The following is a 19,674-nucleotide window of genomic DNA, read 5'->3' as shown; positions in this document are numbered from 1 at the left end:
CCTCGACACTGGAATGGAGTCGATCATGCCCGAGGCGTACATCGTGGACGCCGTGCGCACCCCGGTGGGCCGGCGCGGGGGCGGACTGTCCGCCGTGCACCCGGCCGACCTGGGCGCGCACGTGCTGACGGCACTCATGCGGCGCACCGGCGTCGATCCGGCCGCCGTGGAGGACGTCGTGTTCGGCTGCCTCGACGCGGTCGGGCCGCAGGCCGGAGACATCGCGCGCACCTCCTGGCTCGCGGCGGGGCTGCCCGAGGAGGTGCCGGGCGTGACGGTCGACCGGCAGTGCGGCTCCTCGCAGCAGGCCGTGCACTTCGCCGCGCAGGGCGTGCTGTCCGGCACGCAGGACGTGGTGGTCGCGGGCGGCGTGCAGAACATGTCGATGGTCCCGATCGCGTTCGCCTCCCGGCTCGCGGCCGAGCCGCTGGGCCTGACGGAGGGCCCGTTCGCGGGCAGCGAGGGCTGGCGGGCCCGCTACGGCACCCGCCCCGTCAACCAGTTCCACGGCGCGCAGCTCATCGCCGAGAAGTGGTCGATCTCCCGGCAGGCCATGGAGGAGTGGTCGTTGCAATCGCACCAGCGGGCGGTCCGCGCCATCGACGACGGCCGCTTCACGCGCGAGACGGTCCCCTACGGCGGCGTCACCGTCGACGAGGGCCCGCGCTGCGACACGAGCCTGGAGAAAATGGCGGCGCTCGCCCCCGTCCTCCAGGGCGGCACGATCACGGCGGCCTGCTCCTCGCAGGTGTCGGACGGCGCGGCGGCGATGCTCCTCGCCTCCGAACGGGCGGTGCGCGAACACGGGTTGACGCCCCGGGCCCGGGTCCACCATCTCTCCGTACGCGGCGAGGACCCCATCCGCATGCTGTCCGCGCCGATCCCGGCGACCGCGTACGCGCTGAAGAAGACCGGCCTGTCGCTCGACGCGATCGACCTGGTGGAGATCAACGAGGCGTTCGCGCCGGTCGTCCTCGCCTGGCTGAAGGAGACCGGCGCCGACCCGGCGAAGGTCAACGTCAACGGCGGCGCGATCGCCCTCGGCCACCCGCTCGGCGCGACCGGCGTGAAGCTGATGACGACGCTGCTGCACGAACTGGAGCGCACGGGCGGCAGATACGGGCTCCAGACCATGTGCGAGGGCGGCGGCCAGGCGAACGTCACGATCATCGAGCGCCTGTGAACCGTCCGCCCGTTCAGGCCGACGGCCGCAGCCGCTCCAGGGTCCGGCTCGCCTCGGCCATGATCCGGTCGACCAGCTCCTGGCACGACGGCAGGTCGTTGATGACCCCGGCGACCTGCCCGGCGGCCATGACACCGCCGCGCGGATCGCCGTCCACCAGCGCGGACTTGAGCATCATCGGCGTGTTGGCGGCGAGCAGCACCTGGCTCCAGGTGAGGTCCTTGCCGCGCCGCAGGGCGAGCCCGTCACGGACCATCCGCGCCCAGCTCACCCCGGACACCTCGCGGAACGAGGCCGCGTGGCGCACCGCCCGCAGCAGCGCGGCGGGCCGCCCCGCGCGTTCGAGCCCGGCGACGAGTTCGCTGCGCAGCATCCGGTGCGGCAGGCCGTCGACGGCGGTGGTGACGGTGATGTCCCTGACGTCGGCGGCGAGGTAGCGGGCCTTCACGGCGTCCGGCACGGTCGAGTCGGAGGTGAGCAGGAAGCGGGTGCCCATGGCGATTCCGGCGGCGCCGAGGGCGAGCGCGGCGACGAGCCCGCGCCCGTCGCGGAACCCGCCCGCGGCGATCACGGGGATGCCGACGGCGTCGACGACCTGCGGCAGCAGCACGGAGGTCGCCACGTCCCCCGTGTGCCCTCCGCCCTCGCCGCCCTGGACGAGGACGGCGTCGGCGCCCCACGCCGCGACCTTCTCCGCGTGCCTGCGCGCCCCGACGGAGGGGATGACGACGACCCCCGCGTCCTTCAGCTCGGCGATCAGCTCCCGCGACGGCGCGAGCGCGAACGACGCCACCTTCACGCCTTCGTCGACGATGATCCGTACGCGTTCCCGCGCGTCCCCGGCGTCGGCCCGCAGATTGACCCCGAAGGGCTGATCGGTCCGGCCCCTCACCTCCCGTACGGCGTTGCGGAGTTGGCCGGTGGTCATCGTCGCCGAGCCGAGGATGCCGAGCGCCCCGGCGGCGGCGGTGGCGGAGACGAGCCGGGGCCCGGCGACCCAGCCCATGCCGGTCTGCACGAGCGGGTGGCGCGCGCCGGTGAGGTCGGTCAGGGCCGTCCGGAAGGCGGGGCCGCTCACGCGGGCACCTCACGGTGGCGAAGCCCGTCCGGGTCGAGCTCCTCGCGGATCAGCCTCAGCTCCTCGCTCGTCGGCTCCCGGGTGTACGGGATCTCGTCGGGCAGCGTCAGCGCGAACCCGGTCGCCTCGCGCACGTCCGCGACCGTGACGCCGGGGTGCAGGGACGCGAGCCGCAGCGTGCGGTCCGGGGTGTCGAAGTCGAGGACGGCCAGGTCGGTGACGACGCGCCGCAAGCAGTGGAAGCGGGTCGCCGACGGCCCGGCCGCGGCGGCGCTGTCGTGGCCGACACCGCACACCATGTCGACCTTCTCCACGAAGACCCGCCGGGAGTGTCTGGGCACCCAGTAACTCGTAGGGTTGTTGAGGGTGTTGACGGGGCCTCCGCGCACCCCGAGCAGCTGGCGGGTCGGCCGGTGCCAGTCGCCGATGCACGAGATGTTCTGGTTGCCGTACCGGTCGAGCTGGCTCGCGCCCATCATCACGTGCCGCCGCCCGCTCGTCACCAGTTCGAGGTGGCGGCGGTAGGGCAGCCAGCCCTCGCGCTCCCCGTCGGGGCCGATCAGCATGGCCTCGCCGTCCGTGAGCAGCAGGTCCGGGGCGAACGTGCGCCGCGCGAGTCGCGCCCCGATGCCCGGGATCAGACCCATGGGGCTCGCGAGCAGTTCGCCGTCGCCGCGCCACGCCTCGGCGCAGGCGATCACGCACTGTTCGGCGCGGGTGGCGGTCGCGGTGCCGTCGCCGCCGCTCATCGGTCCGCCCCGTCCCGCTCGCGCCGCCACGCCTCGACGGCCTCCTGGTACGCCCGCTCGTCCCCGGCGAGGAAGCGCGCGCGGAACTCCTCGAACGGCGTGGTCGCGTACAGCTTCTGAAACGCCTCGTCGCGGTCGTGGTCGGGCGCGCAGGACGTGAAGTGCGTGCCGTTCGGGGCCTCCACGACGCCGGTGACGCGGTGTCGTTGGACGAGGAGGGACTGCGGCGGCCCGCCCTTGGCGAGTTCGGCGCTGTCCACGATCCGCTCGCAGGACACGTACGCGGCGTCGGCGGCCGAGCAGAAGAGGTCGTCGAAGTACGGGTCGGGGCCGAGGTACTGGCCGTTGCCGCGCCGGTCCGCGCGGTTGAGGTGGACGAGGGCCGCGTCCAGGCGCAGGGCGGGCATCGCGACGAGCGTCTCCCCGTCCTCGTACGGCGAAATGACAATCCGCAGCTCGGGGTTGACGCGCATGACGTCCGAGCCGAGGCCCGCGCGGACCGGCAGGAACGGCAGCCGGTTCGCGGCGGCGCGCAGCCCCCACAGGAACATCGCCTCGTCGATCTCCGTCAGCTCGATGCGGCCCCGCTCGCGGGCGGCGCGGAAGTGCGGTTCGAGGGGGATGGAGTCGAGGGTGGCGAACGGTGCGACCAGCCTGCGGACCTTCCCGGCGGCGGCGAGCAGGCCCACGTCGGGGCCGCCGCAGGAGACGACGGTGAGGTCGGTGACGTCGCTGCGCAACAGGGCCCGCACCAGCGCCATGGGCTTGCGGCGCGAGCCCCAGCCACCGATGCCGAGCACCATGCCGCTGCGCAGCCGTGCGGCCACGTCGTCGGCGCCGAGGACCTTGCCGGTGCCGTTCACCGGCTCTCCTCAGGCGCGGCGCCGAAGGCGGCGCGGACCCGGTCGGCGACGCCGCTGAGGTTCGCCTCGAAGGTGAACCCCTGCTCGTAGCGGTAGCTGCGGCGTACGTCGACGGGGTCGATGCCGTTGAGCGCGGCCTTGGCGAGCCGCAGCAGGGTGCCGTCCTTGCGGGCGATCTCCCCCGCCAACTCCATTACTTCCGTGCGGAGTTCGGAGCGCGGGACCACCTTCCACACCGCCCCGTGCGTGTGCAGCTCCGTGGCGGTGACCGTGCGCGAGGTGTAGTAGAGGGCGCGCATCAGGTGCTGCGGGACGAGACGGGCCAGGTGCGTGGCGGCGCCGAGCGCGCCCCGGTCCAGCTCGGGCAGGCCGAACGTGGCATCGTCGCTCGCCACGATCGCGTCGGCGTTCCCCACGAGCCCGATGCCGCCGCCGAGGCAGAACCCCTGCACGGCGGCGATCACCGGCACCTCGCACTCGTACACGGCGGCGAAGGCGGCGGCGCAGCCCCGGTTGGCGCCGATGAGGGCCGTGTGGCCGCTGTCGCGCCGCATCTCCTTGATGTCGACGCCCGCGTTGAAGCCGCGGCCGGTCGCGGTGAGCACGACGCAGCGCACACCGGGGTCGCGGCCCGCCGCGCGCACGGCGTCGGCGAGGTCGTGCCAGCCCTGTACGGGCAGGGCGTTGACCGGGGCGTAGTCCACGTCGACGACGGCGACGGCGCGTTCCGAGGGAGAGGTGTCCGCGTACGTGAGAGAGACGGGCATCGGCGACTCCGCCACCTTCCGACCAAACATTTGTTAGGTGGGAAGGTAGCAGCGTCGGCCCAGGGGGAACAGGCGGTGGCGTCAGCGGGCCGACGTGTCCCGCTCGGACTCGTGCCAGCCGGCGTGCAGCGCCCGGTACTCCTCCACGGTCGCCTTCGGCACGTACGTGCCCGGCCCGTACATCGCCTTGGCGAGACGCGCGCGGACGCGCTGGCGCACGGTGAACTTGCGCGCCACCCCGTTCTCGTCGACCCGCGGCCCGAGTTCGTACGGCTTCGGCTGCTCATGCAGGTTCAGCTTGTACAACTCGGCGCGGCTCAGCGGCTCGTGGACCTCGATGTACTCGCCGTGCGGCAGCCGCTTGATCGTGCCGGACTCGCGGCCGTGCAGGGACTTCTCGCGGTCACGGCGCTGCAGCCCGTTGCAGATCCGCTTGGTGACGAAGAACGCGAGCGCGGGGACGACGAAGAAGCCGATCCGCACCGCCCACGTGATGGCGTTGATGGAGAGATGGAAGCGCAGAGCCACGATGTCGTTGCCTCCTCCGATCAGGAGCACGCAGTACAGCGACAGCCAGGCGACGCCGAGACCGGTGCGGACGGGCCGGTTGCGCGGGCGCTCCGCGAGATGGTGCTCGCGCCGGTCGCCCGTGATCCACGCCTCCACGAACGGATAGACGGCGATCAGCGTCATGACCAGCGGGAACAACATGAACGGGAGGAACACGCCCAGTTGTAACGTATGCCCCCAGAGGTTGATCTCCCATCCCGGCATCACCCGGATGAGCCCCTCGGAGAAGCCCAGATACCAGTCGGGCTGCGCGCCCGTCGTCACGAGATGCGTCTGGTACGGGCCGAACGCCCACACCGGATTGATCGTGGCGACCGCCCCCATGAAGGCGAGCACCCCGAAGACGAGGAAGAAGAAGCCGCCCGCCTTCGCCACGTAGACCGGCAGGAAGGGCGCGCCCACCACGTTCCGCTCCGTGCGGCCCGGGCCCGCGAACTGGGTGTGCTTGTGGTAGAAGACCAGGATCAGATGGGCCGCGACCAGGCCCAGCATGATGCCCGGCAGCAGCAGGATGTGGACCGGGTAGAGCCGGGAGATGAAGTCCTCCCCGGGGAACTCCCCGCCGAAGAGGAAGAACGACAGATACGTGCCGACGATCGGCACCGACAGGATCGCGCCCTGCGAGAAGCGCAGACCGGTGCCGGAGAGCAGATCGTCGGGGAGCGAGTAGCCCGTCAGGCCGGTGACGATGCCGAGCATCAGCAAGGTCCAGCCGAACAGCCAGTTGACCTCGCGGGGCTTGCGGAACGCGCCCGTGAAGAAGACCCGCATCATGTGACAGAGCATCCCCGCGACGAAGACCAGCGCGGCCCAGTGGTGCATCTGCCGGATCAGCAGACCGCCGCGCACGTCCATGCTGATGTCGACCGTCGACTCGTACGCCCGGGTCATCAGGATGCCCTTGAGCGGCTCGTACGAGCCGTTGTAGACGACCTCGGCGTTGCTCGGCTCGAAGAAGTAGGTCAGATAGGTGCCGGTGAGAATGAGGATGATGAAGCTGTAGAGGCAGATCTCGCCGAACATGAACGACCAGTGGTCCGGGAAGACCTTCCGCACCTGGGACTTGGCCAACTGGTAGAGCCCCAGCCGGCCGTCCGCCCAGTCCGCGAGGCGCTCCCCCCTGCCCGGGGGATGCGCACGCCCGCCTCCGCCGCCGTCCCTGTCGTCATCGCTGCCGTCGCTCATGCGACTCCCCCTCGAAGCCCGGTGAGGCGCGGACAGGCCTCAGGGTAGAGCGCGGGCGGGACGGCGGACAGGGGTCGGCACGGCGCGGCAGCCGGGGGTGAGCCGGTGACTGATCCCGGTGCCAACGGCGCGGGGATATAGGCTTTCGCGGCAGGTGGTCCACAGGGGGCCGCAGAAGGCGCGAGTGAAGGCGAATCGCCTCAGTCCGGGGGTCTGCCGATGATGTTCGACGTGGGGGCGACGATGCCGGCTCCGCACCAGCCGTCGCGGGCGACGACCCGCGGGACCCGGTGATCCCGATGAACCCATCACCCATGAAGCCGGAACTGTCGACCGCGGGGGCCGGGGATAGCGCGGGGCCGTTGCCTTCGGCGGGGGCCGGTATGAAAGTGCCCGCGCCTTCGCCTTCGGCGGGGGGCGCTGCGGAGACACCGGCGTCACCGCCGCGGGCCGAGAGCGACGCGGGGGCACTGGCCGCGGGCCTCGCGGACAACCCTGCGCCTGCGCCTTCGCCTTCGGCGGGGTCCGCTACGGGGGTAACCGCGTCGCCGGCGGCTCCGGTGGAGGGCGCCACGGCAGCACCGGCGCCGCCGCTTGCCGAGCCACTGGCCGCAGGGGCCCCGGAGAACGCCGCCGCGTCTTCGGCCCCGGCGGAGGCGGAAACCAACGCGGAGCCGCCGAGCGCGGTCCAGGCGGGGAACAACGCAGCCCCCGTTCCGCAGGCCACACGCCCGGTGCGGAACGGCGCGGAGAACCCTGCGCTGTCGGACCCGGTGCCGACGGAGCCCGCCGCCGGGCCGGCCGTACCCCCGGATCCGGCGAAGGCCCCGCTTCCCGTACGGCGCCGCGACGTGTCCCGTCCGAACCCCGGCACGGTCCGCCGCAAGCGGGCCCCGAAAGCGCCGCGCCCGACTACTCCACCCGCCCCCGGCACGGACGCGAGCGCCCTGGCGGACCGGACCCCGGCCACAGCGGAAGCGACCGGCACTGTCGCGCCCCAGGCCGCCTCGAACTCCCCGGCCGCACCTCATGGGCCCGCCACTGTCCCGCCCGCGTCCGCCTCGGAGCCCAGTACCCCTCAGAACTCGGCCCCTGCCACGCCCCCGCCCACCTCAGCCCTGGCCACCCTCCACGAACCGGCCCCCCAGGACTCACCCCCGGCCCAACCCCAACCCCAGCCCCGTACACCGGTGACCGCACCCCCACCCCCCGTCGACACCACCCCCAGGCCGCTTCCGGGGTATGAAGCGAGCCCCCTGCCACCAGCGCCGCGCACCAGCACAACCGTCACTGCGCCACCACCACCCCCGACCGCCGCCCCGGCCATCCGCCCGCGCCCCAGCACGGAGATCGCCTTTCCCGCGCCGGAGCCCGTTCTCACCGTCGATCCGCGGCTCGCCCAGGCCAGTGGGAAGCCGCCGCACGGGGACTCCCTGGCGCGGCGGTCGGGGCAGTCGTTGCGGCGGATCGCCAGGTCGTCGGCGCAGGCGGCGGGCGAAGAGGCGCCCTGGGTGCGGGAGTTGCAGCACCCGGTGACGAAGGGCCGGGTCATCGCCGTGACCTCGATCAGGGGCGGCGTCGGCAAGACGACGACCGCCGCGCTGGTCGCCCGCACACTGCAACGCGTCCGCCAGGACCCCGTACTGGCCCTGGAGGCGGACGCCGCCCTGGGCACGCTCGCGGTGCGCCTCGGCGCCCAGTCGGTGCGCTGGTCGGCCGGTGAACTGGCCCGGATCCTGACCCCGTCGATGCCTCTCCTCGACATCACGGGCTACTTGGTCCCGCTCCCGGACGGCGGCTGGCTGCTCCCCGCGAGCCAGGGCCGCGTAGGCCCCCCGCTCGACGTCCCCACCTACCGCGGCGTGACTCTCGCGCTGCGCCGTCACTTCGCGATGACGGTGGTGGACTGCGAGACGCTGCCGGGCGATGTGGCCCGTACGGCGATGGACACGGCGCACGCCCGGATCGTGGTCGCCCCGATGACGGCGGAGGGCGTCGGCGGCACCCGTGTCGTCCTGGACTGGCTCGGCAACCTGCCGCACTCCACGCTGCCGACGACCGTCGTCGCGCTCACGTCCGGCGCCCCGGACCAGAACCTGGACCTGGCCGCGGCGACCGCCCACATCCGGGAGACGGGCGTCGGCGTCGTCCACCTGCCCTATGACCGGCATCTCGCGGCGGGCGGCCCGATCCAGACGGAGATGCTCGCCGCGGCGACCCGGCGCGAGGCCGCCCGTCTGGCGGCCGAGGCGGTGCAGCGGGCGGTCCGCATGTGACCGCCCGCCCGCCGACAGGGTTCAGCGGCCCTGCGCGTCGTACGCGAAGGTGGCCCTGGCCCGTTCGTCCGCCGCTCCGACCTCCTCGCAGACGGAGGGGCGGACGCGGCCGGGTGTCCCTGACGGTCTGCGGCGTGACGTGCCGCACCGTGTCCGTGTCACGGATGCCGCTGACGGTCGGCGGTCAGCCCTCCGCGTCATGACGCGGACACATCGAGCGCACTGATCCCGACCGCCCCTTCCCTCCTGCCGGGCGCGCTGCTCGCGAGGTCGAGCCGGACGCGGCTGCCGCCTACGGCGTCGAAGGTGATGACGGTCGGTTCACCGGAGGCCGCCGCCCAGGCGATGTCGACGTCCCGCACGGTCGTGTCCCCCACCGACACCGTCACCGACTCGGGCAGCGTGTGCCGGGCGTCCACCGTGAAGGAGACCTCGACCCGGCCGATGGTCCGCTCCCGCTCCCACTCCACGGAGACCCAGTCGCGCGGCCGGGCCCCGTCGAAGGCGGGCAGCAGGGCGGTCGCGGCCTTCTGGAAGGCGTTCGACCACTGCGTGGCCGGGTCGCCGTCGAGCATGGCGGCGGGCAGGGTGTCCGGGGCGCCCGAGTAACTGGCGTCCGCCTGCGGGTGGGTGGGCGCCCCCGGCCCCGGGCCGGGCTCGAACCTCGTAGCCGGAGTGACGGGCGATCCGGCCGGGCCGGTCACCCGCACGGAGACCTTCCCGGCGCGCAGCCCCTTCGCCCGCGCGGTGACGGTGAGCGCGCCCGGCTTCGTGCCCGAGCGGACGATCGCGAGCGCGAGCCCGTGGAAGGCGGTGCGTGTGCTCGCCTGGTAGCGCTCGGCGCTCTCCTGCCGGCCGTTGTCGACACCGGCCAGCGAGCCGCCCGCGACGGCGAACTCGATGAGGTGTTCGGCGTCGGGCACGGCGACCCCGCGCGCGTCGACGATCTCGGCGGTCACGAAGGCCAGGGCGCGCCCGTCCGCCGCGACCGTCTTCCGGTCGGCTGTCAGCCGTACGGCGTGCGGCTTCCCCGCGGTGCGCAGGACGTCCGTGGCGACCGTCTTGCCGTTCCGCCGCGCGACCGCCCGCAGCTCGCCGGGGGCGAACGGCACCTTCCAGGTCAGATGCAGCTTGCCCGCACTGCCGTTCGGGCTGGTGTAGCTGCCGGGGTACGGGCCCGAGGTGACGGTCTTGTCGTCGCCGGTCGCCTCCGTGGTCTCCAGGTACGCCCGCCCGTCGAGCGTCGTCTTGCGGTCGAACGAACGCACGCCCAGTGATCGGCCGTCGAGGTACAGCTCGACCTCCGCGACGTTCGCGTACGCCCACACCTCCACCTCCTCGCCCGGCTCGTACGTCGTCCAGTCCATCGGCAGCAGGTGCACCATCGGCTCGTCGGTCCACTGGCTGCGGAACAGGTGGTACATGTCCTTCGGGAACCCGGCGGTGTCGACCGCGCCGAAGGACGACGCCTTCACCGGGAAGACGTCGTACGGGGTCGGCTCGCCGATGTAGTCGATGCCGGACCACAGGAACTCGCCCGCGAAGAAGCGCCGGTCGCGGTCCTTCTTCAGGCCGTACTCGCCGCTCATCGTCCAGGAGGCGAGGTTGTTGTCGTAGCTGGAGGTGGCGCGCCGTCCCGGCGTGTGGTTCTCGCCGGTGTTGAGGTGCTGCGGCTCCTGGTACGTGCCCCGGCTCGACGTCTCCGAGGACGACTCGGACTCGAAGAGGAACAGGTGCGGGTAGCGGGCGTGCAGCGCGTCGACGGAGGCGGCGGTGTTGTAGTTCAGGCCGAGGCCGTCCAGCTTGGCCAGGATCAGGTCGGCGGGCGATCCGGGGGCGGGCAGCGAGCGGTACTTGTCGGAGCCGATGACGATCGGCCGCGTCGTGTCGAGGGCCTTGATGTCGTCGACGAGGCGCTGGGCGATGGCGATGCCCTCGGTGCGGGTCGAGTCGGGGATCTCGTTGCCGATGGACCACATGAGGACGGCCGGTGAGTTGCGGGCGGCGCGCACCATCTCGGCGATGTCGGCGTCGCTGTGCGCGTCGAAGAAGCGGCCGTAGTCGTAGGTGTTCTTGCCGGTGTGCCAGCAGTCGAACGCCTCGACCAGCATGATGAGGCCGAGGTCCTCGCACGCCTCGATCACCTCGGGCGCGGGCGGGTTGTGCGAGGTGCGCAGGGCGTTGACGCCCATGCTCTTCATGATGCTCAACTGGCGGCGTACGGCGTCGGGGTGGACGGCGGCGCCGAGCGCGCCGAGGTCGTGGTGGAGGTCGACGCCCTTGATCTTCATATGGGTGCCGTTGAGGGACAGCCCCTGTTCCGGGTCGAGGACGGCGTGGCGGATGCCGAAGCGGGTGCGGTACGTGTCGACGGTGCGGCCGTTCACACGCAGATCGGTGACGAGGGTGTAGCGGTGTCCGGGGGTGTCGACGGACCAGAGCCGAGGTGCGCGCACACGTATCTCGTGGTGTGCCGTGGCACCGCTGCCTCCGACCGCCTCGACCACGGACTCCGTCCGGCCGACGCGCCGCCCCTTCGGGTCGCGGACGGTGGAGACGACGGTGACGTCCGGCGCGTTCCCGTCCGTCCCGTCATTCACCACTGAGGTGCGAACGTCGACCGTCGCGTAGCCCCTGTTCAGGGTCGCGGCCAGGTCGGGCGTGGTCACGAACGTGCCCCAGCGCTCGACGTGCACCGGCTCGGTGACGACGAGACGGGCGTGGCGGTAGATGCCGCTGCCGGAGTACCAGCGGCTGCTGGGCAGCCGGTTGCGGACCTCGACGGCGAGGACGTCGGGGGTGCGGCCGTCGGTGTGCACGAGGTCGGTGATGTCGTGGGCGAAACCGGTGTAGCCGTAGGGGTGGTTGCCGACGAGCCGGCCGTTCACGTAGACGTTCGCGTCCATGTAGACGCCGTCGAACTCGACGGAGATCCGCTTGCCCGCCCAGCCGCGCGGCACGGTGAACGCCTTGCGGTACCAGCCGAGTCCGCCCGGCAGGAAGCCCGTGCCGCTGGTCGTGTGGTGCTCAGTGGTCGGGGTCTGCTCAATGCTCCAGTCGTGCGGAATCGCGACCGTGCGCCACTTCGAGTCGTCGAACCCGGCCTGCTCGGCGTCGGTGTAGGCGCCGGTCGGGTCGGCGATGCCGCCCGGGTCGACGAGCGCGAAGCGCCAGTCGTCCGTCAGCTCAACCGTGCGGCGGCCGACCGTGCCGGTGCGCTCGGCGGCGTGGGCGGCCGAGGGCGCGGCGAGTGCTCCGGCGACGGAGTTGGCCGCGCTCGCGGCCAGCACGGATCTACGGGTGACAGGCATGAGCGGGATCCCCTCGAAGCGAACAGACTTCAAACAGGTCGCACAACAGGTTTCACCAGAAAGCAACTGGCGTGCGGAAGGGATCCTTCGGCTCAGGACAGTCAATAGTCAAGGGCCTTGCGAAATCAGCTCCGTGCCGCCGCCCCGACGCCGGTGAGCTTCTCCGCCACCGCGCGGGCGAGCAGCAGATGCCCGCGGTCGCCCGGGTGGACCCCGTCCACCAGGTGGTCCGCGGTGAGGAGCGCGCCGCCGGGGAGCAGATAAAGGTCCTTGTCACCGCTCTCGGCGGCGATGTCACGCGCCGCCCGCTCTATCGCGTCCCGGACGTCCGCGTGCGTGGCGCCGAGCGCGTTCGGCGCCGCTTCCGCGTCCGGGCGGAGCACCGGGGAGACCACGAGCAGCGGGGTGTGCGGGTGGCCCGCCCGGACGACGGCGAGGAACGCGCGGACCGTCTCGTGGAGCTGCGGCGCCGAGTGCGGCGTACGGGTCCAGCAGTCCGTGCCGAACGCGACCGTCACGAGGTCCGCGTCGAGTGCGGCGATCTGCCGCGCGGAGGCGAGTTCGCCGCGCGCCGCGCCCGCGTAGCCGAGGTTGACGTCCTCGACGCCCAGCATCCGCGCGGCGACGGACGGCCAGCCGAAGTGCGGCCGGGTCGCCGCCCAGCCCTCGACGAGCGCGTCCCCGTACACGAGCCAGCGCGGACGGCGCGGGGCGGGTTCGAGCGTGCCGCCGCCGAGCGGTCGTACGTCGTGGATCAACGGGCGCAGGTGTTCCGGGAGTTGGACGGTGTACACGCCGTCGGGGCGCGGCAGCGGGAGCCGGGCGACGTGCGGGCCCGGGGTGGTCCGTGCCCGTACGTCCACGCCGCCGATCACGGTGAAGACGGCGGGCAGGCCCCGGCCGACGTCCGACTCCGCCGGCTCGCCCGCCTCGTACGCGACCTCGACCGCCGTGACGCCGTGCGCCGTGAACGCGAGACGGACCCCGGCCGGTGTCCGGGCCCGCTCCCACGTGTCCCCCGGCAGCCGGTCCCGGTCAGCGGGGTCGGCCCGCACGGGTCTGCCGTCCGGCGCCCACCAGGCGACGCCCCGCACGTACTCCCTCATCGCGCACCCCCGGGGGTCGGCTAGGTGCAGTCCACCCCGCCGCCCCGCCCTTCACAAGGGCCTGTCCGGTCACGTACGAGAAGCAGGGCGCCGGGCGCCGGGGGTGCGGCTGATCGGAATGTCCGGCTTCCGGATAGCGTTGCCCGCAATGAGGTACGCGGCCCGCGCGGCGGGCACGGACCACCCGCGGCGGCCCGACGCCGCGGATTCAGGACCCCGCAGACGGCGGGGCGTCGCGGACCCGGAACCCCGCGACAGCGGAAAGGCGGCGCACAGTGCACGGTGAGTACAAGATTCCGGGCGGCAAGCTCGTCGTCGTCGATGTCGAGGTGGCGGACGGCGTCCTGCGCGACGTCCGCGTGGCGGGCGACTTCTTCCTGGAGCCGGACGACGCGCTCCTGGCGATCAACACCGCTCTTGAGGGCGCCCCGGCCGATGCCGATCACGCGGCGCTCGCCGCCCGCGTCGAGGCGGCGCTGCCGCCCGGCACCGTCATGCTCGGCCTGACCACCGAGGGCGTCGCGACGGCCGTACGCCGGGCGCTCGCCCAGGCCACCGACTGGCGGGACTACGACTGGCAGCTCATCCACGACGCCCCGCAGTCCCCCGTCCTGCACATGGCGCTCGACGAGGTGATGACCGAGGAGGTCGCGCTCGGACACCGCCCGCCGACCCTGCGCGTGTGGGAGTGGGACCGCCCCGCCGTGATCATCGGCAGCTTCCAGTCCCTGCGCAACGAGGTGGACGCCGAGGGCACAGGCCGCCACGGCGTCACCGTGGTGCGGCGGATCTCCGGCGGCGGCGCCATGTTCGCCGAGCCGAAGTCCACGATCACGTACTCGCTCGCCGTGCCCGAGTCCCTGGTCTCGGGCCTCTCCTTCCAGGACTCCTACGCCTACCTCGACGACTGGGTGCTCGAAGCCCTCGGCGACATGGGCATCAAGGCGTGGTACCAGCCGCTCAACGACATCGCCACCGACATCGGCAAGGTCGCGGGCGCCGCGCAGAAGCGGATCGTGGCGGGGCAGGGTGCCGTCCTGCACCACGTGACCATGTCCTACGACATCGACGCCGACAAGATGGTCGAGGTGCTGCGCATCGGCAAGGAGAAGCTCTCCGACAAGGGCACGAAGAGCGCCAAGAAGCGCGTCGACCCCCTGCGCCGGCAGACCGGCCTGCCGCGCGAGGAGGTCATCACCCGCATGATCGACTCCTTCCGCGCCCGCTACGGGCTCTCCGAGGGCCGGGTGACGGAGTCGGAGATGGCCCGCGCGGAGGAACTGGTGCGGACGAAGTTCGGCACGCGGGAGTGGACGGCGCGGGTGCCGTAGCGACGCGACCAACAGGTGCGCCTTGGCTGAGCGCGCTCCAGGGGCGCGGGGAACTGCGCGAGCAACCACGATGAACGCCGCGCCCGAAAGCGACGCGAAGGGGGCAGACGCTCAAGGGCCGCCCGGTGCGCCGGAGCGCGGGTCAGTGGAGCTCGATGTCCCCGGAGCGCGTCGGTACGGCGTCGAGCGCGGCCAGCGTCGCCGCGTCGAGGGCGATCGCGCCCGCCTCGACGTTGGCCCGCAGGTGCTCCGGGTCGGCGGTGCCCGGGATGAGCAGCACGTTCGGCGCGTGGTGGAGCAGCCAGGCGAGGCCGGTCTGGGCCGGGGTGCGGCCCAGACCGCGCGCGGCTTCGACGACGGCGGGCTCGTCCGTCACCTTCGGCATGCCCGGAAAGGCGCTGCCGAGCGGGAAGTACGGCACCCAGGCGATGGACTCGTCCAGGCAGAGCCGCAGCATGTCCTCGTCGCCGCGCGCCACGAGACTGTAGGCGTTCTGCACACAGGCGACGCCCACGGGGAGCGCCGTGCGCAACTGGTCGGCGGTGACGTTGCTGACACCGATCGCGCCGATCTTGCCCTCGTCGCGCAGCTCCGCCAGCACGGCGAGCTGGTCCTCCATGGGGACGAGCTGGTCCCCCTCGGCGCGCAGCCCGGGGCCGGTGTCGGCGCGGCGCAGGTTGACGAGCGGCACTTGTTCGAGGCCGAGGCTCTTGAGGTTGTCCTCGACCTGGGCCCGAAGCTGTTCGGGCCGCTGGGCGAGGCGGAGCGGCAGGGGTCCGTCGTGCGCGGGTTCGGCGCCGACCTTGCTGACGAGGAGCACGTCGTCCTCGGGGCGCAGCGCCTCGGCGATCACCTCGTTGACGAAGCCGTGGCCGTAGAAGTGGGCGGTGTCGACGTGGTCGATGCCGAGCTCGACGGCGCGGCGCAGCAGTGCGACGGCGGCGGCGCGGTCGTCCCGGAGCCGTTCGAGCTGCATGGCGCCGAAGCCGACGCGGGAGACGGTGCGGCCGGCGAGGGTGCCGGGGCCGCCGGCGCGGCGGGCGCCGGTGGCGGTGAGCTGGTCGGAGCGGTCGCTGGAGGCAGTGGCAGGCATGACGGTTCCGCCCTCGTGAGACGATGGGGTAAACGGAGGGACTCCGTTATTGCGACCGTACCACTAAACGGAGGGCCTCCGCTTTGACCGCGCCTGATTCCGCCGAGCCGCCCGCGTCCGCGGGAGCCCTTGAGTCCGGGCCCACCGGGCCCACCGGGTCCGCAGGGGGCAAGCGGGCGCCCCGCGCCGACGCCCGCCGCAACCGCGAGAAGCTGCTGGCCGCCGCCCGCGCCGCCTTCGCCGCGTCGGACGGGGCCGCACCCCTCGACGCCATCGCCCGCGAGGCCGGGGTCGGCATCGGCACGCTCTACCGCCACTTCCCCACCCGCGAGGCGTTGGTCGAGGCTCTGTACTCCGCCGAGTTGGACGCCGTGGTCGACAGCGCGCCCGCGCTCCTCGCCGAGCTTCCACCCGAGGCCGCGCTGCGCGCCTGGGTCGAGCGGTACGCCGCCTTCTGCGCGACCAAGCGCGGCATGTCGGACACGCTGCGCGCGGGCTGGGCCGCGGGCACCATCGCCACCCCGGCCACCCGGGAACGGATCACCGCCGCGATCGCGCTGATCCTCGACGCCGGGGTACGGGCGGGCACGTTGCGGGCGGACGTGGAGGCCGGGGAGGTCACACTGATGCTGCTCGGAATCTTCCTTTCCACTACGGCGGTCAACTGCCCGGAGAAGACAGCACGGTTGCAGGGCCTGGTGGTGGACGCGCTGCGCAGGACACCTGCCTGACCAGAGTCCGGCCGGGGCCTTACCGACAGCTGACCAGCGCCTGACCGGCCTCTGACCGCAACCCCGACCAGGGTTCTGGCCGGGGGCCTGACGGAGACCTTGACCCCGCCCCAGCCGGACCCCCGGTCGGATCGAAAGTTTCTCGGGAAAATCTCGCAACAAGCGGCAACCTTCGGGGCGTCGGCGGCGACCACCGACCGAGCCGCTCATCGGAAACTCCGAGACCCCCGAAGGAGACGTTCCATGACTGTTTCCCGCTCGGCACACCGCCCGGTCCGCCGCTCGGCCAGAGCCGCCGCACTCGCCGGAGCCCTGGGTACGGCCGCGGCGGCCGTGCTCGCCTTCCCCGGCCCGGCCGAGGCGCACGGCGTGGCGGTGACGCCCGGATCCCGTACGTACCTCTGCTACAAGGACCTGCTCGCCCACTCCTCCACCCAGATGCCGGCCAACCCCGCCTGCAAGGCGGCCGTGCAGTCGGCGGGCACCACCCCGCTCTACAACTGGTTCGCGGTGCTCGACTCGAACGCGGGCGGCCGCGGGCAGGGCTACGTCGCCGACGGCAAGCTGTGCAGCGCCGGCGACCGCAGCCCGTACAACTTCTCCCCGTACAACGCCGCCCGCACCGACTGGCCGGTCACCCATCTGACGGCGGGCGCCACGATCCAGGTGAAGTACAGCAACTGGGCGCACCACCCGGGCTCGTTCCGGGTGTACGTCACCAAGCAGGGGTTCGATGCGGCGCAGCCCCTGCGCTGGGCGGACCTGGAACAGGTGCAGACCGTCACGAACCCGCCCAGCAGCGGCGGCCCGGGCACGGAGGCGGGCCACTACTACTGGAACCTGCAACTGCCGCAGCGCACCGGCCGCCACATGATGTTCGTGCAGTGGGTCCGCTCCGACAGCCAGGAGAACTTCTTCTCCTGCTCGGACATCGTCTTCGACGGGGGCAACGGCGAGGTCACCGGCTTGTCGAGCGCCGCGCGGTCGGTGGACGTCGAGGCCGCCACACAGGTCGGCGCGGCGCACGCCGACCACGCGGCGCATCACGCGACGGCGGCGAAGGGGACAGAGACGGGGACGGGGACGGGGACGGGGGCAGTGACGACCGCGTCCGACTCAGCGGCTTCATCCGTCACCTCCGCCTCGTCCGTCCCGTCGGAGGAGAACGCCGCGTCCACCCTCAACAAGGCCGGCACGCTCGCGGCCACCGGCGCGGTCGCCCTGCTCGGCGGCACGGTCCTGCACCTGCGGCTGCGCAGGTCGCGTACGGACGAGCGCTGATCACACAAGAATCCCCAGGTCGCTGATGCGACCTGGGGATTCCATCTGTGTCCGAGGGGGGACTTGAACCCCCACGCCCGATAAAGGGCACTAGCACCTCAAGCTAGCGCGTCTGCCATTCCGCCACCCGGACAAGGTGTCTGCCGTTCGCGGGGTGTTCCCCGCGGCGACATGGACAACAATACCAAGGTTTCGCAGTGCCTTTCACCTGCGTATCCGACCCGGGTGACCTGCGGCTTTACATTTCTACGAGGAGTGACGGGGCCGTCACCGGACGGCCCCGTCGCGCCGTACCCGCGCTCAGCGCTTCTTGCGCAGGGCCGCCAGGTTCTCGTAGCCGATCCTGGCGTACTTCAGGGACTGGCCGAGATCCGTGGAGCTGGGCGCGTTGTCCTGCTCGACCATGGGGTTGCGGTAGTTCTTCTCGCCGACGCGGCTGAAGAAGGTGCGGTAGTCGATGACGCCCTCACCGAAGACGCCCATGTCGTAGCCTTCGCCGCTCGTCTCGTTGCGCGTGCCGTCCTTGGCGTGGAAGAGCGGGTAGCGCTTGTTGTGGCGGACGACGAGACCGGCCGGGTCGAAGATCTTCTCCCGCCGGGAGCCGTCGTGGGCGGTGTAGGTGTGGAACTTGTACTGGGCGACGTGCGCCCAGAAGACGTCCATCTCCAGCCAGACCGCCTTCGGGTCGGTGACCTTGAGGAAGTACTCCAGCTTGCGGATGCCGGAGCTGCGGGTCGGGCGGCCCTGGGCGTCGAGCGGGCCGCCGTCGAGCAGGAAGCCGTACGCCGCGTCGTGGTTGTGGGTGTAGAGCTTGATGCCGGCCTTGCGGGCGATGTCGCCGAGCGTGTTCCACTTGTCGGCCGCGACGTCCCAGTCCGCCTTGTAGGAGCTGCCGGTCGGGTCGCCGCCGGTGCCCATGTGGGCCATGCCGAGGATGTTGGCGATCTCCAGGTGCTTCTTGAACGTGTCGAGGTCGGCCGTGGTGAGCGGCCAGGACGACGGGATGAAGCCGTGGTTGCCCTGGGCGCGCAGACCGTACTCGTCGAGCCAGGAGCGCAGGAGTTTCGCGCCCGCGACGGATTCGAGACTGGCGCCGCCGGGGGCGTTGGCGTGCTGGCCGTACCCGGCGAACTCGACCTGCTTGTAGCCGTAGCGGGCCAGTTCCTTGAAGACCTCGCGGAAGCCGGAGGGCAGGTCGGTGGAGAGCGGGTCGCGGCCGGTGGCGTCGCGGACGGTGTAGAGGATGATGCCGCGCTTGTGCGCGGGCACCAGTTCGCTGCCGCGGCCGTGACCGCCGTGGCCGTGCTCGTGCCCGTGGCCACCCCCGTGGTGCGCCTGGGCGAAGGCGGGCGAGGCGCCGAAGACGGGCGCGGCGATCGCGCCCGCGGCGACGGCGGTGCAGGTGCTGAGGAAGCGGCGGCGGTCGACACCGAGACGCTGCCTGAGGGCCTCGTCGGTGGGGGTGTCCTGGAAGTCGGTCACGGGTGCCTCTCTTCGACGTGTGGTGGAAAGCGGTGGGAAGCGGATCGGTGAGAAACGAAGGGGTGGGAGAGGAGGTGGGAGAGGAAGCGGGGGAACTACTGGCGTGTTGTCCGTCGCGTGTGCTTCACTCTCTGTAACCGGTCCTGGTCGGGGCGGGTCTGGCCGAGGAGTGTCCCGGTCTCAGCCCAGCCCGGCCAGGTCGAGCAGCAGCGATTTCACTTGGGTGGCCGGGACCCGGCCGGGAAGTGCGTGGGGGGTGGAGCTGATGATGAGCGGACCTTCGTCGTCGCTCGTGGGGAGGCGGCCGTGGCTGCCGCGAATAGGTGAGGGGTCGAGCGGTACGACCGCCATGCGGTAGCGCATGCCGAGCTTCTTGCGGGCGAGCGCGGACGCGGCCTTGACCTTGACGTAGGGGTCGTAGGGGTCCATGAACAGTTCGACCGGGTCGTAGCCGGGTTTGCGGTGGATCTCGACGAGCTGGGCGAAGTCGGGGGCGCGGGCGTCGTCGAGCCAGTAGTAGTACGTGAACCAGGCGTCGGGCTCCGCGATGGCGACGAACTCTCCGGCGCGCTCGTGGTCGAGGTGGTGTTCCTTCTTGCCCTGGTCGTCGAGGAGGCGTTCGATGCCGGGCAGGTCGGCGAGGGCGGCGCGGGTGGCGTCGAGGTCCT

Annotated in this window: 14 protein-coding genes, 1 tRNA gene and 1 pseudogene; 5 read left to right on the top strand and 11 right to left on the bottom strand. The window is 72.3% G+C overall.

The features are described 5' to 3' along the window. Window positions 1-25 precede the first annotated feature (25 nt). Window positions 26-1,183 carry an acetyl-CoA C-acetyltransferase gene (locus tag ABZ877_RS29890; protein ID WP_361077234.1) on the top strand — a complete coding sequence of 386 codons (1,158 nt, stop codon included), beginning with the start codon at window positions 26-28 and terminating at the stop codon, window positions 1,181-1,183. A gap of 13 nt (window positions 1,184-1,196) precedes the next feature. Here the strand turns inward: ABZ877_RS29890 and ABZ877_RS29885 are convergent, their stop codons facing one another. From ABZ877_RS29885 to ABZ877_RS29865, 5 genes are all read right to left on the bottom strand, one after another. Next, complete coding sequence (locus ABZ877_RS29885) at window positions 1,197-2,261, bottom strand: nitronate monooxygenase (RefSeq protein WP_361077231.1); 1,065 nt, start codon at window positions 2,259-2,261, stop codon at window positions 1,197-1,199. Then, on the bottom strand, window positions 2,258-3,010 hold the full coding sequence (locus ABZ877_RS29880) for a CoA-transferase (protein ID WP_361077228.1): 753 nt from the start codon (window positions 3,008-3,010) through the stop codon (window positions 2,258-2,260). The genes ABZ877_RS29885 and ABZ877_RS29880 overlap by 4 nt, the downstream gene beginning before the upstream one ends. After that, window positions 3,007-3,813, bottom strand: coding sequence for a CoA-transferase (locus ABZ877_RS29875; protein WP_361077444.1), 807 nt, complete (start codon window positions 3,811-3,813; stop codon window positions 3,007-3,009). The genes ABZ877_RS29880 and ABZ877_RS29875 overlap by 4 nt, the downstream gene beginning before the upstream one ends. Window positions 3,814-3,869: 56 nt before the next feature. Further along, window positions 3,870-4,640 (bottom strand): enoyl-CoA hydratase family protein, encoded by a 771-nt coding sequence (locus ABZ877_RS29870; protein WP_361077225.1) that lies wholly within the window; start codon window positions 4,638-4,640, stop codon window positions 3,870-3,872. An 81-nt stretch (window positions 4,641-4,721) separates the two neighbouring features. Continuing rightward, a complete protein-coding gene (locus ABZ877_RS29865) occupies window positions 4,722-6,395 on the bottom strand; it encodes a cytochrome bc complex cytochrome b subunit (RefSeq protein WP_361077223.1) in 1,674 nt (557 codons plus the stop codon). 1,190 nt (window positions 6,396-7,585) lie between these two features. Between ABZ877_RS29865 and ABZ877_RS29860 the strand changes: the two genes are divergently transcribed. Continuing rightward, the gene (locus ABZ877_RS29860) at window positions 7,586-8,671 is read left to right on the top strand and encodes a type VII secretion protein (RefSeq protein ID WP_361077220.1); all 1,086 of its coding nucleotides are present in this window, start codon (window positions 7,586-7,588) and stop codon (window positions 8,669-8,671) included. A 197-nt stretch (window positions 8,672-8,868) separates the two neighbouring features. On the opposite strand, the gene ABZ877_RS29855 is transcribed toward ABZ877_RS29860, so the two are convergent. Next, window positions 8,869-11,982, bottom strand: coding sequence for a sugar-binding domain-containing protein (locus tag ABZ877_RS29855; protein ID WP_361077219.1), 3,114 nt, complete (start codon window positions 11,980-11,982; stop codon window positions 8,869-8,871). 125 nt (window positions 11,983-12,107) lie between these two features. Further along, window positions 12,108-13,088: a GDSL-type esterase/lipase family protein gene (locus ABZ877_RS29850; protein WP_361077216.1), complete on the bottom strand. Its 981-nt coding sequence runs from the start codon at window positions 13,086-13,088 to the stop codon at window positions 12,108-12,110. A gap of 275 nt (window positions 13,089-13,363) precedes the next feature. Here ABZ877_RS29850 and ABZ877_RS29845 point away from each other — a divergent pair, with 275 nt between their 5' ends. Further along, the gene (locus ABZ877_RS29845) at window positions 13,364-14,419 is read left to right on the top strand and encodes a biotin/lipoate A/B protein ligase family protein (protein WP_361077214.1); all 1,056 of its coding nucleotides are present in this window, start codon (window positions 13,364-13,366) and stop codon (window positions 14,417-14,419) included. A gap of 142 nt (window positions 14,420-14,561) precedes the next feature. On the opposite strand, the gene ABZ877_RS29840 is transcribed toward ABZ877_RS29845, so the two are convergent. After that, entirely contained in the window at window positions 14,562-15,512 is a 951-nt protein-coding gene (locus ABZ877_RS29840; protein WP_361077212.1) for an aldo/keto reductase, read from the bottom strand. A gap of 83 nt (window positions 15,513-15,595) precedes the next feature. Here ABZ877_RS29840 and ABZ877_RS29835 point away from each other — a divergent pair, with 83 nt between their 5' ends. Then, window positions 15,596-16,243 carry a TetR/AcrR family transcriptional regulator gene (locus ABZ877_RS29835; RefSeq protein WP_361077209.1) on the top strand — a complete coding sequence of 216 codons (648 nt, stop codon included), beginning with the start codon at window positions 15,596-15,598 and terminating at the stop codon, window positions 16,241-16,243. 243 nt (window positions 16,244-16,486) lie between these two features. Further along, the gene (locus ABZ877_RS29830) at window positions 16,487-17,524 is read left to right on the top strand and encodes a lytic polysaccharide monooxygenase (protein WP_361077206.1); all 1,038 of its coding nucleotides are present in this window, start codon (window positions 16,487-16,489) and stop codon (window positions 17,522-17,524) included. Window positions 17,525-17,572: 48 nt separating this feature from the next. Here ABZ877_RS29830 and ABZ877_RS29825 read toward each other — a convergent pair. The 3 genes and pseudogenes from ABZ877_RS29825 to ABZ877_RS29815 all read right to left on the bottom strand — a co-directional run. Continuing rightward, window positions 17,573-17,657 (bottom strand) — tRNA-Leu (locus ABZ877_RS29825). A gap of 167 nt (window positions 17,658-17,824) precedes the next feature. After that, window positions 17,825-19,006, bottom strand: coding sequence for a sugar phosphate isomerase/epimerase family protein (locus ABZ877_RS29820; protein WP_361077203.1), 1,182 nt, complete (start codon window positions 19,004-19,006; stop codon window positions 17,825-17,827). A 180-nt stretch (window positions 19,007-19,186) separates the two neighbouring features. Then, window positions 19,187-19,674, bottom strand: a pseudogene (locus tag ABZ877_RS29815) (alkaline phosphatase family protein); the annotation flags it as partial.

Origin of the sequence: Streptomyces sp. NPDC046939 (assembly GCF_040644575.1) — a bacterium.
In the GTDB taxonomy this organism is placed as follows: Bacteria; Actinomycetota; Actinomycetes; order Streptomycetales; family Streptomycetaceae; genus Streptomyces.
Note: the sequence above shows the minus strand (reverse complement) of the source record. Positions and strands in the feature narration are given on the sequence as shown.